Here is a 13,641-nt window from a genome sequence, read left to right on the forward strand (position 1 = left end):
GGAAGGGGTGATCGTGGGGGCCGTGCGTAAGGCGGGCAAGGTCAAGCGCCCAACCGGGGCGATGGTCATCGAAGAAGGCGATCAGGTCGTGCTCTTTACGCTGGCCAAGGATGTGCCAGAGGTCGAACGCCTGCTTCAGGTGTCGATCGACTTTTTCTGATCCGATGCGGCTTTTGTATCGCCTGCCATTGTTGCTGCTTCTGACGGGGCTGGCGTCGGTGTCGATGATTGTTCCTGCGATCGTGGCGCTGTGGGTTGAGGCGCATCAGGACGCACGATCGTTTTTTTACTCGGGCCTTGTGGGGCTGATCATCTGTGCGTTGATCGGGTTTGCGTTGGCCAACCGACCGCACAATCGCAATGCAATCCGGCAATTGATGGCGTTGCTGGGCAGCTTTCTGATCCTGCCCGCTGTGCTGGCGGTGCCGTTCTACGAGGCTGTGCAGACCACAACATTTCTGAACGCGTATCTTGAAATGGTGTCGAGTCTATCGACCACTGGATTGCCACTGTTCCCGTCCGAACGCCTGTCGATGGCCGAACACCTGTGGCGCGCGCAGGTGGGCTGGATGGGTGGTTTGCTCATGTGGGTGGCCGCGGCAGCAATTCTTGCGCCATTGAACCTTGGTGGATTCGAGGTAACGTCACTGGGCGAACCCGGGCAGGACGTGGTGGCTGGCGCTGCGCGGCGCGACACAGCCAACCCGGCGAGCCGACTGGCCCGCAGTGCAGCAGTGCTGGTGCCTGCCTATGCGCTGCTCACATTGGCGTTGTGGGTTTTGCTGCTGGTTGCAGGCGACACGCCGTTTGTTGCTTTGACCCATGCGATGAGCGTAATGTCCACATCGGGGATCTCTCCGGTCGGTGGACCGGAAGGGGCCAACAGCGGCATCGCGGGTGAGGCGATCATGGCAGTGTTCCTGCTGTTCGCGCTGTCGCGGGTGACGTTTTCGCAAGATACCAGCGCAGCCCAAAAGGCCGGTCTGTTTTACGATCCCGAGTTCCGTGTGGGGTTGGCGATTGTCTTGACGGTGCCGACCTTACTTGTGCTTCGGCACTTCGTGGCAGCGCTTGATATCGGCGATCAGAACAACGTTATCGCAGCTGTACGGGCGTTCTGGGGGGCTGCGTTTACCGTGCTGTCGTTTCTGACCACACATGGCTATGCCAGTGTGGATTGGGTGGATGCGCAGGCGTGGTCGGGGCTGGAAACCCCCGGATTGATCCTGATGGGCCTGGCACTGATTGGCGGCGGCGTGGCAACGACCGCAGGTGGGGTCAAGCTGATGCGGGTCTTTGCACTTACCATGAACGGCATGCGCGAGGTGGACCGGTTGGTGCATCCGTCATCCGTCGGGCGGTCTGGCCTTGTGTCGCGGCGCACGCGGCGCGAAGGGGCGTTCATTGCGTGGGTGTTCTTCATGATTTTCGCGATCACGCTGGCAGCCACGACGGTGGCCTTTGCTGCGTTTAGCATTCCCTTCGAGCAATCACTGGTTCTTGCCGTGGCCAGCCTGTCGAATTGTGGGCCTTTGGTTGAAGTGGTGCAAGCTGGTCGTTTGAACCTGATTGAACTCGGACCGGGGCCCAAAGTCATTGCGTCGATTGCGATGATTATGGGGCGTTTAGAGATGCTCGCACTTGTGGTGATTTTGACCCCAGATCTTTGGCGCGATTGAGCCATACCCGCACACTTGCCAAAATTCCTTGTTTTTCCACTGGAATTCACAACTGTGCCAAGACATAGTGGCCTCAAATTCACGACTGTCGGCGCGACAAAAGCAAGAATAAAGGCATATTTTATGGCATCCGATAAGCAGAACCTTCAGGACGCATTTTTGAATCACGTCCGCAAGACGAAGGTGCCCGTGACTGTTTTCTTGATCAACGGCGTCAAATTGCAGGGCGTGATCACGTGGTTCGACAATTTCTGTGTGCTTTTGCGTCGGGATGGCCAATCGCAGCTTGTCTACAAGCACGCCATTTCGACCATTATGCCCGCACAGCCGATCAATCTGTATGACGGCGAAGGCGACAATTGAAAGAACACAAAGCGCATGTGACCCCGGCGTGGGTCCTGCATCCTGACATCACCAGTGACCGGTCTCGCCGGGCCGCCGAACCCGCTTTGGCAGAAGCGGTCGCTTTGGCGGCTGCCTTGCCGGGGCTTGACGTCACGGGAAGCACGGTTGTGCGCCTGCCCAAACCGCATCCCGGCGCATTGTTCGGGTCCGGCAAAATCAAAGAGCTTGAGACTCTGTTCAAGGAACAAGAGGTTGAACTGGTTCTTGTCGACGGTCCAGTCACGCCCGTACAGCAGCGCAATCTTGAAAAGGCGTGGGGCGTCAAGCTGTTGGATCGTACCGGGCTGATCCTTGAAATTTTTAGCGATCGGGCAGCGACCCGCGAAGGTGTGCTGCAGGTCGAGATGGCCGCGCTCAGCTATCAGCGCACACGACTGGTGCGAGCCTGGACGCACCTTGAACGTCAGCGTGGTGGTTTGGGCTTTGTTGGGGGACCGGGTGAAACCCAGATCGAGGCGGACCGCCGGGCGATTGACGACCAGCTTGTAAACCTGCGTCGTCAGCTCGACAAGGTGGTCAAAACCCGCAGTTTGCATCGTGCGGCGCGGGCCAAGGTGCCTTATCCAATCGTGGCGCTTGTCGGCTATACAAACGCTGGAAAATCGACGTTGTTCAACCGGCTGACCGGGGCAGACGTGATGGCCAAAGACATGCTCTTTGCCACGCTTGATCCGACAATGCGGTCAGTGAAATTGCCTGATGGGCCAGATGTGATCTTGTCCGATACTGTGGGCTTTATCAGCGACTTGCCGACCGAACTCGTTGCCGCTTTCCGCGCTACGCTGGAAGAGGTGTTGGCCGCCGATCTGATCCTGCATGTACGTGACATCAGCCACGCAGCGACCGAGGAACAGGCGCAGGATGTCCGTGACATTCTGAACTCGCTCGGGGTGACGGACACCACGCCGCTGCTTGAGGTCTGGAACAAGACCGACGCGATGGACACGGAGTCGCGTGATGCTGCATATGCCCGTGCAGACCGTGACGATGCGGTATTTGCAACCTCGGCATTGACCGGTGTCGGGCTTGGGCCGCTTCTAGAGGCCGTCAACCGCATCCTCGAAGGTGATCGCCGCGAAGAAACGTTGCATTTGGGCTTTGACGAAGGCCGTAAACGGGCGTGGCTGTTTGATAAGGCGCTGGTTGAAGACGAAACGCAAGATGAGAGCGGCTATACAGTGCGTGTACGCTGGTTGGCCAAGGATGCCCGGCAATTCGAGACGCTTTAAACGCGACACCGGCCTCGTTTCTTTGTGCCCAACAAACTTCGATTGAGTTGCCCTTGGCGACCGGGGCAGAGCCCATGGACGCCAGCCGCGCAATTTTGTCGTTTGGCAGAAGGCCATTCGAAACCCGCTATTCGCGGACCAACCGCGTCACACCCACCGAGGCCGCACGCGCAAGATCGGCATCTAGCGACATCGGGATGTATTCACCCCGTCGCCAGAGAGTGCCCAGATCGTCGTAATGACGCGACAGGAAATGGCCGGACTGGCCCGTCGATAAGATGAAAACCGAACTGTCGGGATCGGCAAAGTCGTAAACTCCTCGATAGGCGGCACCATGGACGTTCAGGAAAGGGTTGGGGCCGACGCCTGTTCCGCGTCCGCGCATCAGCGTATGATCGCCTCCTGACGTGCTTTGGCGGATGTTCACGAAATACCGCAGGATCGGAACCTCGCCCAAAACTGGGTGATCATGAGTGGCCTGATGCGCATCTCCCCAACGCAGGGATTCCAGAGCGGTGCCGTAGGTTTCGGAAATCCAGACCAGCGCATCGTCGAGCGCCAGTCGCGAAATGTCGGTGCAGGTTTCCTCGGCGGCGGATCTGATCACGTCACACCATGCACTGGCTCCGTCCACGTCGCGGTAGACACGTTCGATAAAGAGCGGCTCAACGCGGATGAATTCGGACGCCAGTGGGCCAAGATCGTCGCGGATCAGGCGGTCCTGAAGCGCGCGCAACCATGCCGAATAGATCAGTGGTTCGGGAAGATGTTCATTCATCTCGCCGTTCCAGTTGGCCAACAGGTCCAGTGCGCGTTGGCGTAAACGCTCGGGTGTGCCTTCGGGTGCGGCTTCGCCGGTGAACCAAAGATCTGCTCCAATAAGTGGCAGCAGCGCGCGGGCTGTGATTGAAACGGTATCGAGTTGCGCTTCGATAAAGCTGTCGCGAGTGTGCACTTCGCGGCCCTGCATCAGGCCTTGCCAGCGCATCACGCGTTGGCTGTCGCCCCAATCAAAACTGACATGCAGCGGGAAGGGGCGGTCAACGATCTTGTTGTTGGTGTTGCCGACAATGCCACCCGTTGGATTCCGGAAAACCGGGTTGGACTCGTCCGGGAACACTCCTTGCCAACGGTTCTCGGCGCGCCAGCCCAAAGATGGCATACGGCCCTGACTTTGATGTGTTGCATCGCGGCGCGGCATGGCACCGACCAGTTTCATCGCGATGGTGTCGCCGTCGATTACCGTCAGGTTTTGGGACGGCGCAACATAGGCCTTTGAAACATCGAGCGCCTCGTCGACGGACTGGGCATGCATGAGGCCGATGGCGGCCGACATCGACGTGTCCTGCGGGCTGAGCGCGGTCCAGGACAGGGCTGTGACATGGCCGGGCGGGGTGATCGCGCCAAGGTCGAACTGAGTACTGGGCAGGACGGGGCCGTTGTCGGTCCAGCGCAGTGTCAGGGTAACGGGATCGGCGTCCGCGATCTCGATGATCGACCGGCGGGTGATGAAGTCGTTGTAACCGTCTGGTGTGCGATATTGCTCTCGGTTGTTGGGGTTCAGCTCTTCTATGAAGATGTCCTGATCGTCGAGGTAAGACGATGTCAGCCCCCAAGCGATGGCGTCTGACCGGCCCGCCATGATTGCCGGAATGCCAGGGATCGTCGCGCCGATCACGCCACCTGAGGACAGTTGCATACGGGCCAGATACCATGTCGCCGGTGCGGTGAATTGCAGGTGCGGGTCATTGGCCATCAGCGTCGATCCGGTGGCCGACCGGGTTGCGTCTGCCGCCCATGCGTTTGATGCGCCCGCCAGCCCGCGTGGAGCGACGGGCCAGAACAGCGGGTCGGGGCCATGTTGCGCGAACTGGGTCGCATCCCCAACTCCGGGGACAAGCTGTGCGTATTCGGGCAGGGCTGCGACGCCGGGGCCGGGGATGTCGGGCAGGATATCAGCCAAACGGTTTTCATCTGGCAAGAGCAGCGATGTGCGAGCGCGTAGCACCTCTTCTTTGAGGTGGCTGGAGAGCTGCAGCGCCATCAGCTTGACCAAGGCCACCGAATCCGCTGGCTGCCAGGGGGCGAGGGGCGCGTTGAACACGAAGAATTCCGGTGCGCCACGCCCAAGGCTGTCGCGGTTGATCTCGCTGATGCGGGCATTCACCCCGGCGGCATAGGCGTCAAGCGCGTCGCGGGTGCGGGGGTCTTGCGCTTCGACCGACTGCACCGCGCGCGGATAAAGCGCCAGACGGCGCAGCAACTTGTCCGTCTCAACCGTGCGCGCGCCAAACAGTTCTGACAGGCGGCCCTGTGCGGTGCGACGCAGCAACGTCATTTGCCACAAGCGGTCTTGGGCGTGAGCATAGCCCAAGGCGTAGAATGCATCACGGTCCGACGCCGGAAAGATGTGCGGCACGCCCGAGTTGTCACGCAGGATTTCGACATCAGCCGTAAGACCGGACACTGGAATGGTTTTTTCGTAGTCGGGCAAAGACCGCGAGGCGAGGTAGTAGACGGTCACCACACCAATCGTCGTCAGTATGAGAAAAGCCGTGGTCAGCCAAACCAATGCTCGAAAGATCAGCGCCACGTCAAATGTACCTTTCACACTCTATTTCCGCCACCTGCGGAAACTTGCGACGGCCCTACCGAACACGCAAGCCCTTGCCAAGGGGGCGGCGCGGCGTCAGGTAAAGGCAGCAGAAAATTACCACAGAAGATAGGGAGCGCGCGACATGGCGAAGGTGGCATTCTTGGGTTTGGGGGTTATGGGCTACCCGATGGCGGGGCATTTGGTCAAAGCGGGCCATGATGTGACGGTCTATAATCGGACGAAAGCGAAGGCGGAAAAATGGGTTGGTGAACATGGCGGTGCCCATGCTTCGACCCCGCGCGAGGCGGCGGCTGGTTGCGATTTTGTCATGTCCTGTGTTGGGAACGATGACGATTTGCGTGGGGTGTGTCTTGGCGACGATGGAGCATTTGCCGGGATGGTTGAAGGCAGCATCTTTGTCGATCACACAACAGTTTCAGCCAAAGTCACAAAGGAATTGTACGACGCGGCAGCAGCCAAAGGTGTGGCCTTTGTCGATGCTCCCATTTCAGGTGGTCAAGCCGGAGCCGAAAATGGCGTGCTGTCCGTGATGTGTGGCGCGGATCAGGCGGCGTTTGATGCAGCCGAGCCCGTGATTGATGCTTATGCCCGAATTTGCCGGTTGATCGGTGAAAGTGGCGCAGGCCAGATGACCAAAATGTGCAACCAGATCGCCATCGCCGGTCTTGTGCAGGGCCTGAGCGAGGCGCTGCATTTCGCGGAAAAAGCGGGCCTTGATGGTCGTGCGGTGGTCGAGGTGATCAGCCAAGGGGCTGCAGGATCATGGCAGATGTCGAACCGCTATGAGACCATGATTGATGACAAATTCGAGCACGGTTTTGCGGTGGACTGGATGCGCAAGGACCTGGGTATCTGCCTTGATACCAGTGACGAAATCGGTGCATCTTTGCCAGTCACGGCGTTGGTCGATCAGTTTTACAAAGATGTGCAAAAGCTGGACGGTGGACGTTGGGATACCTCAAGCCTGATCAAGCGCCTGCGTGCGATGGGATGAGATCGCGTGGCGGATGCGTTGGCGCATCCGCCTGTTTCCATCAACAGATACGTGGATTACATTACTCGGTATCGGTGCCGCGCAGCGCCAGAATAGCGATTATGCCAATGACGCAAAGCCCGACTACGGCTATGTTCAGCGGCCCGGTGTTGGCCACGATGACACCGATCAGAGCCCAAATCACCGTCACGCCGTATTCCGGGGCGCGGTGCAGGCGGTACTGTGCAACAAGCGCAATCACCAGACCAATCGACAAAGCCACAATGGCAGACCATGTGCCGCTCAGAATGCCATACCCGCCCAGCAATAGCCCGATCGAGACCGATGAAGCTGCGGTCAGCCATCCGGCGTAGATCGCCACCGGGGCTTGTTGCAGCCAGCGGTCTGTGTCTCCGACACGGAATAGGCTGACAAATGCGCTGATCAACATCGCCCAGATCAGAATTGTCGCGATGACGGGTGACACGTTGGCCACAGGCAACCACGTGGCGCCGATGGCGAGGCTGAGGACAAGCGGCGGGCGCATCGGTTCCCAATCGGGATCGTCGCTGCGCTTTAACAGGCCAAAGCCTGCGCCGATAATGATCCAGAGATAGATCAGGCCCCAGATCGAAAAGGCATAGCCAGCGGGCTGCACAGGTGGGTCGTTCTGCGGCACCGGGAATTGATCAGGTTCAAACCCGTTGAACCCTTGAGTGAACCACGGAGAGGCCGCAAAAACGAGTGCAGCGAGAAGAACCAGTCCTGCCCAAAGCCGTGTCATGCCTATTCCATCGCTCCTTGTGCGGAAATCCGTGTTTTGCCGCCTAGCCATGGGTGCAAGGCTTCTGGCAACGTTACGGAACCGTCGGCCTCTTGTCCGTTTTCTAGGACCGCAATCAGGCAGCGCCCAACAGCAAGACCAGAGCCGTTTAGGGTGTGAACAAAATCGGGCTTGCCGCCGCCTGCGGGTTTGAAGCGGGCGTTCATGCGACGAGCCTGAAAGTCCCCGCAGACCGAGACCGAGCTGATTTCTCGATAGGTGTTTTGGCCGGGCAGCCACACTTCGATGTCATGGGTGCGTCGCGCGCCGAAGCCCATGTCACCGGTGCACAGAACGACGGTGCGGTAGGGCAGGTTCAACCGTTCAAGGATACCCTGCGCACAGCCGGTCATGCGATCCAGCTCATCACGGCTGTGATCGGGATGGGTGATCGACACCATTTCGACCTTTTCGAACTGGTGCTGGCGCAGCATGCCCGCGGTGTCTCGCCCGGCGCTGCCCGCTTCAGAGCGAAAGCACTGTGTGTGTGCGACATAGCGGCGAGGCAGATAGTCTTCGTCCAAGGTTTCGCCGTTGACGATATTGGTCAGTGGCACTTCGGCCGTGGGGACGAGCCACCAACCATTGGTGGTTTGGTAGCTGTCCTCGCCAAATTTCGGCAACTGGCCCGTGCCGTACATCATGTCGTCGCGAACAAGAACCGGGGTCCATGTCTCGGTCAGCCCGTTTTCGGTGATATGCGTGTCCAACATGAATTGGGCCAGTGCACGATGCACACGGGCCACGGCACCGGACATCACGACAAAGCGCGAGCCAGAAAGTTTGGCTGCGGTTTCAAAGTCCATACCCGGCTGAACACCGGTGATGTCAAAATGTTCCTTGGGCTGAAAGTCGAAGTCCCTCGGCGTGCCCCAGCGATGCATTTCAACGTTGTCGGCTTCGTCTGCGCCTTCGGGAACATCTTCAAAAGGGAGGTTTGGCAGGCCCACGAGCAGGGTCTGCAGGGTGTCGTCCAATTCCTTGGCACGGGCCTGCATGTCGGCCACGGCTTGTTTTTTGGCGGCAACTTCGTCGCGCAGTTTCTGAAACGCGGCTTCATCGCCAGCGGCCTTGGCCTTGCCAATCTCCTTGGCGGCTTTGTTCTGATCGGCCTGAGCTGTTTCGGCTTCAAGAATGGCGGCGCGGCGGGCTTCGTCGATGCGTAGAACCTCGGACGAGACCGGCTCCAACCCACGACGCGACAAGGCTGCGTCGAACGCAGCGGGGTTCTCGCGGATGGCTCGGATGTCATGCATGGGTCTGGTCCTTCTGACTCGCAATGGTGATGGGCGGCCTTATGCACCGGAATTTTGCGCTTTGGTAGGGGGTCAAGGCTGCGTCAGGCGCGACACGGGGACCGCAAGTGCGCCGGTCTGCCCCATCGCGCTGATCACGGCTGCAACCTCCCATTGGTCGCCCGACTGGATCAGCACAGGTCCGCCGGAATTACCGGGAATGACGGCGCAGTCCAGGCGCAGCAAATCCGAGATTACTTGTCCGTCGCAGGAAAAACCTGCGCTGAGCATATGCGGGCGCCGCGTTGAATAGGCCACGATTCCGTAAGGTGCTGTGGGTGCGGTGTTGGATATGGGCAGGGGGGCAACGGTTGAAGGTCGCTCAAGTGTGAGAAGTGCCACATCGTAGCGCACGTCAAGCGTCCCTTCGGCATATGCCAGCGGATGCACCCAGATTGAGGCACCCGCGATGCTGTCGACGGCGGTGCCGCGCAGCCATCCGGCAACAAACGTCATCTCTTTGGGAAGCGGTCCAAGCCCATCAATGCCCGATACACAATGAGCGGCCGTTAGAACCGTATCTGCGGCGATCAGTGTGCCGGTACACATTTCACGTTTTCGGTATCCGGCGGCATTGACGCGGCCGACGGCTTGCCATGCTGCGTGTTCCTTTGCCGGAAGGACAGGCAGGTCTTCGGCCAAAGTGGCTTGTGCCAGCAAGATCAGAAGAAACGTCATCAACAGTCGCATCATATGTAGACTAAGTCCGAAATCACGTGCCGCCACAAGGATTGGCACACGAAACCGCGATGGTTTTTGGAAAAGCGACGTACCGCGTTCCAGCCCTTGGGTCACTGGTGTCACAGGCAACCGAACCCGCCTTGCAAAGCATGACACGGCAACATAGGTTCCGCGCAAATTTACGGTTAGATCATGCGGGGGGTGCCCCGCCATCTTCAAGGAGCACGCTCATGGAAGGCAACGCAATTGCCCAGTTCGTCCCGCTAATTCTGATCTTTGCGATCATGTATTTCCTGCTGATCCGTCCGCAGCAGAAAAAGATGAAAGAGCATCAGAAAATGGTCGAGGGCCTGCGTCGGGGCGACGTTGTGGTCACCCAGGGCGGGTTGATTGGTAAGGTCGCAAAGGTCAAAGAGAACAATGAGCTGGATGTTGAGATTGCAGATGGCGTGAAGGTGCGCGTGGTGCAAAACACTGTCGCACAAGTCATGTCCAAGACCGAACCCGCCAATACCTGATTTTCTTAGCCCGCATCGGACCGTTCGCTCATGCTTCAGATCGATCTCTGGAAGCGCCTGTTGATCTGGACCACCGTGGCGGTGGGTCTGGCGCTGGCGTTGCCCAACCTGTTTTATCCACGCGTCGAACAACATAACGATGCGGTTGCCGCGATCGAGCTGTCGGGCGAAACCCCTGAACTGATCGAGCAAAGCGCAAGCTGGCCGTCAATCCTGCCATCTGGCTTGGTCAATCTTGGGCTCGACCTGCGCGGTGGGGCCCATTTGCTGGCCGAAGTTCAGGTTCAGAACGTCTATGAGGCGCGACTAGAAGCGCTCTGGCCCGAAGTACGTGATGTGCTCCGGCCCGAGCGCGACACCGTTGGCACAATCCGGTTGCAGCCGTCTGACCCCGGTGAATTGCGCGTCCGCATCTCGCAGCCCGAAAACATGGCCCGTGCGCTTGAACTGGTACGTGGATTGGCGCAGCCTGTCGTTTCTGTCACTGGGGCGCTGAGCAACGATCTTGAAGTGCAGGCAGACGGCTCTGACATCATCGTGACCCTTTCGGAGGCGGAACAAATCGCCACTGACGAACGCACGATGCAGCAAAGCCTAGAGATCATTCGTCGTCGTATCGACGAGGTTGGCACGCGTGAACCGACAATCCAGCGTCAGGGCAGCGACCGTATCCTTATTCAGGTGCCAGGCATCGGGTCGGCGGCTGAGTTGAAAGAGATCATCGGCACCACCGCGCAGCTGACATTCCAGCCTGTGCTGGGCCGTACCGATGATGCCAACGCCAGCCCGGGTGTCGGCAACGAAATTTTGCCTTCACTCGATGAAAGCGGTGTCTACTATACGCTTGAACAGGCACCGGTGGTCACTGGCGACGAACTGGTCGATGCGCAGCCCGCGTTTGACCAGAATGGTCGTCCGGCCGTGAACTTTCGGTTCAATCCGACGGGTGCTCGAAAATTCGGTGATTATACAGCAGCCAATATTGGCAATCCCTTTGCCATCGTTCTGGATGACGAGGTGATCAGCGCTCCGGTGATTCAAAGCCATATCCCGGGCGGGTCTGGCATCATCACTGGCAGCTTTTCGGTTGAGGAAAGCACCCAGCTTGCAGTGCTGCTGAGGGCAGGGGCCTTGCCTGCCGGGTTGGACTTTTTGGAAGAGCGGACCATCGGACCAGAGCTTGGTCAAGACAGCATTGATGCAGGCCGGATCGCGACGATGGTCGCTTTTGCAGCCGTTTTGATCTTCATGGGGTTGAGCTATGGTTTGTTCGGTCTTTTTGCCAACGTGGCATTGATCATCAATATCGGCCTGATCTTTGGTTTGCTCAGTTTGATCGGCGCGACGCTTACCCTGCCCGGAATTGCGGGAATCGTTCTAACGGTCGGGATGGCCGTCGATGCCAATGTGCTGATTTTTGAGCGGATCCGCGAAGAGTTAAAAACTGCCAAAGGCCCGGCACGCGCGATAGAACTTGGTTATGAAAAGGCGCTGTCGGCCATTCTGGACGCCAACATCACCACCTTCATCACGGCGGTAATCCTGTTCGTCATGGGCTCGGGTCCGGTGCGCGGTTTCGCAATCACGCTGGGGCTTGGTATTATGACATCCGTCTTTACCGCCATCTTTGTCACCCGGCTTCTGATCGTGATGTGGTTCGAACGCCGTCGCCCCAAGACGATAGAGGTCTGATATGCGCTTGCGACTGGTCAAAGCCAACACGAACTTCGATTTCTTCAATCGCTGGAAGCTGTGGTTTGGAATCTCCGCCTTTCTAATGGCGCTGTCATTTGGGTCGTTCCTGTTGCAGGGTTTGAACTACGGCATCGACTTCCGCGGTGGCACGACGATCCGGACAGAAAGCACACAACCGGTGGATGTGGGGCAATACCGTGATGCCATCGGCGCATTGGGATTGGGGGACATCACGATTTCCGAGGTGTTCGACCCAACCTTTGGGCCGGAGCAGAACGTGGCGATGGTCCGTATTCAGGCACAAGATGGTGAAGAGGCGGTCAGCGTTGCGGTGATCGATCAGGTCGAGGCGGCCTTGGTCGAAGTTGTGCCAGACATCAAATTTGTCTCTGTCGAATCCGTTGGTCCGAAAGTGTCCGGCGAGTTGATCCAGACAGCTGCGATTGCGGTGGTCTTGGCAATTGGTGCGGTTTTGATCTACATTTGGCTGCGGTTTGAATGGCAATTTGCACTTGGTGCTGTTGCGGCACTTGTGCACGACGTGATCTTGACCATCGGGATCTTTTCAGAGCTTCAGATCAAGTTCGATCTCGCCATCATCGCGGCGCTTCTGACGATCGTGGGCTATTCCTTGAACGACACAGTGGTGGTGTTTGACCGAGTCCGCGAGAACCTGATCAAATACAAGAAAAAAGACCTCAAAGAGGTGTTGAACATCTCGATCAACGAAACACTCAGCCGAACCTTTATGACCTCTGCAACCACGCTTCTTGCGCTTGTTGCGCTGTTTGTGCTGGGTGGTGACGTGATCCGGGGCTTTGTGTTCGCGATGATCTGGGGCGTGATCGTTGGGACGTATTCGTCGATCTTTGTTGCCTCGGCGATCCTTTTGTGGCTGGGCGTCAAACGCGACTGGACCAAGCCGACCGATACAACGGGGAACCAATTCTCGAACGTGGATGCTTGATGCGCTACTTGCGGCTTTGGCGACACCCGGCTTGATCTGGCTGGTTCTGATCACCATTGTTGCGGGCATCGTCTACGGGTTTGCCGGGTTTGGTGCCGCATTGGTGTATATGCCGGTTGCGGTGATTTTTATTGCACCTGTCGTTGCCATTGCCACGTTTGCGGTATCGGCGATGTCTTCCTTGGTTACAGTGTTTCCTAAAGCTCTGCCATTGGTGAACCGCAAAGCGGTCACGATCTTGATCATTTCCGCGACCTTGGCTGCGTCGTTCGGAATCTGGGTGCTGCGCGTCGCCGATGTGACCGCGATCCGCTGGGTGGTTGTCGCTGTGTGTTCGATTACGTTGGTCGCGCTGATCGCAGGCTGGCGTTACCGGGTCGAGCCGACGACGGGAACGCGGATTGCGATTGGTGGAGCAGCTGGTTTTATCGGTGGTTTAAGCGGATTGACGGGGCCGATCATGGTTTTGTTTCAACTCGCTGGGCGGGACAGTATCGCCACCACTCGCGCCACCACGGTTGTGTTCTTGACTGTGACCAGCCTGCTGATGCTGCCCTTGTTGGCTTTACAAGGTGTTTTGACCGGGCCTGCTGTGGCGCTTGGTTTTGTTCTGTTGGTTCCCTACGGCTTTGGCGCGATGGTCGGGCAGGCTTTGTTTCGTCCCGAGAGGGAACGGTTTTATCGGGTTGTGGCTTATGCAATTATCGGGATGGCAACGCTGGCAGGCGTGCCGCTCTGGGAGACACTCTGAGGAAAGAG

At 58.3% G+C, this 13,641-nt stretch carries 13 protein-coding genes; 9 read left to right on the top strand and 4 right to left on the bottom strand.

All coding sequences use genetic code 11. The features are described 5' to 3' along the window. The 4 genes from ACTG4M_RS09665 to hflX form a co-directional block, all read left to right on the top strand. Positions 1-160: TrkA C-terminal domain-containing protein (locus ACTG4M_RS09665; RefSeq protein ID WP_439123478.1), on the top strand; the 160-nt coding region annotated here is incomplete at its 5' end. Positions 161-164: 4 nt separating this feature from the next. After that, positions 165-1,679, top strand: a complete 1,515-nt coding sequence (locus ACTG4M_RS09670; protein ID WP_439123446.1) for a potassium transporter TrkG — start codon at positions 165-167, stop codon at positions 1,677-1,679. 123 nt (positions 1,680-1,802) lie between these two features. Further along, positions 1,803-2,042 carry an RNA chaperone Hfq gene (gene hfq / locus ACTG4M_RS09675; RefSeq protein WP_085629992.1) on the top strand — a complete coding sequence of 80 codons (240 nt, stop codon included), beginning with the start codon at positions 1,803-1,805 and terminating at the stop codon, positions 2,040-2,042. Positions 2,043-2,059: 17 nt separating this feature from the next. Beyond that, positions 2,060-3,313 (top strand): GTPase HflX, encoded by a 1,254-nt coding sequence (hflX, locus tag ACTG4M_RS09680; protein WP_439123479.1) that lies wholly within the window; start codon positions 2,060-2,062, stop codon positions 3,311-3,313. Between the two features lie 127 nt (positions 3,314-3,440). Here the strand turns inward: hflX and ACTG4M_RS09685 are convergent, their stop codons facing one another. Continuing rightward, positions 3,441-5,906 (bottom strand): penicillin acylase family protein, encoded by a 2,466-nt coding sequence (locus ACTG4M_RS09685; protein WP_439123480.1) that lies wholly within the window; start codon positions 5,904-5,906, stop codon positions 3,441-3,443. 145 nt (positions 5,907-6,051) lie between these two features. Here ACTG4M_RS09685 and ACTG4M_RS09690 point away from each other — a divergent pair, with 145 nt between their 5' ends. Next, positions 6,052-6,924: an NAD(P)-dependent oxidoreductase gene (locus ACTG4M_RS09690; protein WP_439123447.1), complete on the top strand. Its 873-nt coding sequence runs from the start codon at positions 6,052-6,054 to the stop codon at positions 6,922-6,924. Positions 6,925-6,985: 61 nt separating this feature from the next. Here the strand turns inward: ACTG4M_RS09690 and ACTG4M_RS09695 are convergent, their stop codons facing one another. From ACTG4M_RS09695 to ACTG4M_RS09705, 3 genes are all read right to left on the bottom strand, one after another. After that, positions 6,986-7,687, bottom strand: coding sequence for a hypothetical protein (locus tag ACTG4M_RS09695; protein ID WP_439123448.1), 702 nt, complete (start codon positions 7,685-7,687; stop codon positions 6,986-6,988). A 2-nt stretch (positions 7,688-7,689) separates the two neighbouring features. Continuing rightward, positions 7,690-8,982 carry a serine--tRNA ligase gene (serS, locus tag ACTG4M_RS09700; RefSeq protein ID WP_439123449.1) on the bottom strand — a complete coding sequence of 431 codons (1,293 nt, stop codon included), beginning with the start codon at positions 8,980-8,982 and terminating at the stop codon, positions 7,690-7,692. Positions 8,983-9,054: 72 nt separating this feature from the next. Further along, positions 9,055-9,825, bottom strand: coding sequence for a trypsin-like serine peptidase (locus ACTG4M_RS09705; RefSeq protein WP_439123481.1), 771 nt, complete (start codon positions 9,823-9,825; stop codon positions 9,055-9,057). Between the two features lie 107 nt (positions 9,826-9,932). Here ACTG4M_RS09705 and yajC point away from each other — a divergent pair, with 107 nt between their 5' ends. From yajC to ACTG4M_RS09725, 4 genes are read left to right on the top strand one after another with little or no spacing between them, the layout of a single operon-like run. Next, the gene (yajC, locus tag ACTG4M_RS09710) at positions 9,933-10,220 is read left to right on the top strand and encodes a preprotein translocase subunit YajC (RefSeq protein WP_439123450.1); all 288 of its coding nucleotides are present in this window, start codon (positions 9,933-9,935) and stop codon (positions 10,218-10,220) included. Between the two features lie 30 nt (positions 10,221-10,250). After that, entirely contained in the window at positions 10,251-11,912 is a 1,662-nt protein-coding gene (gene secD / locus ACTG4M_RS09715) for a protein translocase subunit SecD (protein WP_439123451.1), read from the top strand. 1 nt (position 11,913) lies between these two features. Beyond that, on the top strand, positions 11,914-12,882 hold the full coding sequence (secF, locus tag ACTG4M_RS09720) for a protein translocase subunit SecF (RefSeq protein WP_439123452.1): 969 nt from the start codon (positions 11,914-11,916) through the stop codon (positions 12,880-12,882). Next, positions 12,875-13,633: a TSUP family transporter gene (locus ACTG4M_RS09725; protein WP_439123453.1), complete on the top strand. Its 759-nt coding sequence runs from the start codon at positions 12,875-12,877 to the stop codon at positions 13,631-13,633. The genes secF and ACTG4M_RS09725 overlap by 8 nt, the downstream gene beginning before the upstream one ends. Positions 13,634-13,641: the final 8 nt, after the last annotated feature.

The sequence above is a fragment of the Marivita sp. genome (assembly GCF_965656765.1).
GTDB lineage: Bacteria > Pseudomonadota > Alphaproteobacteria > Rhodobacterales > Rhodobacteraceae > Marivita.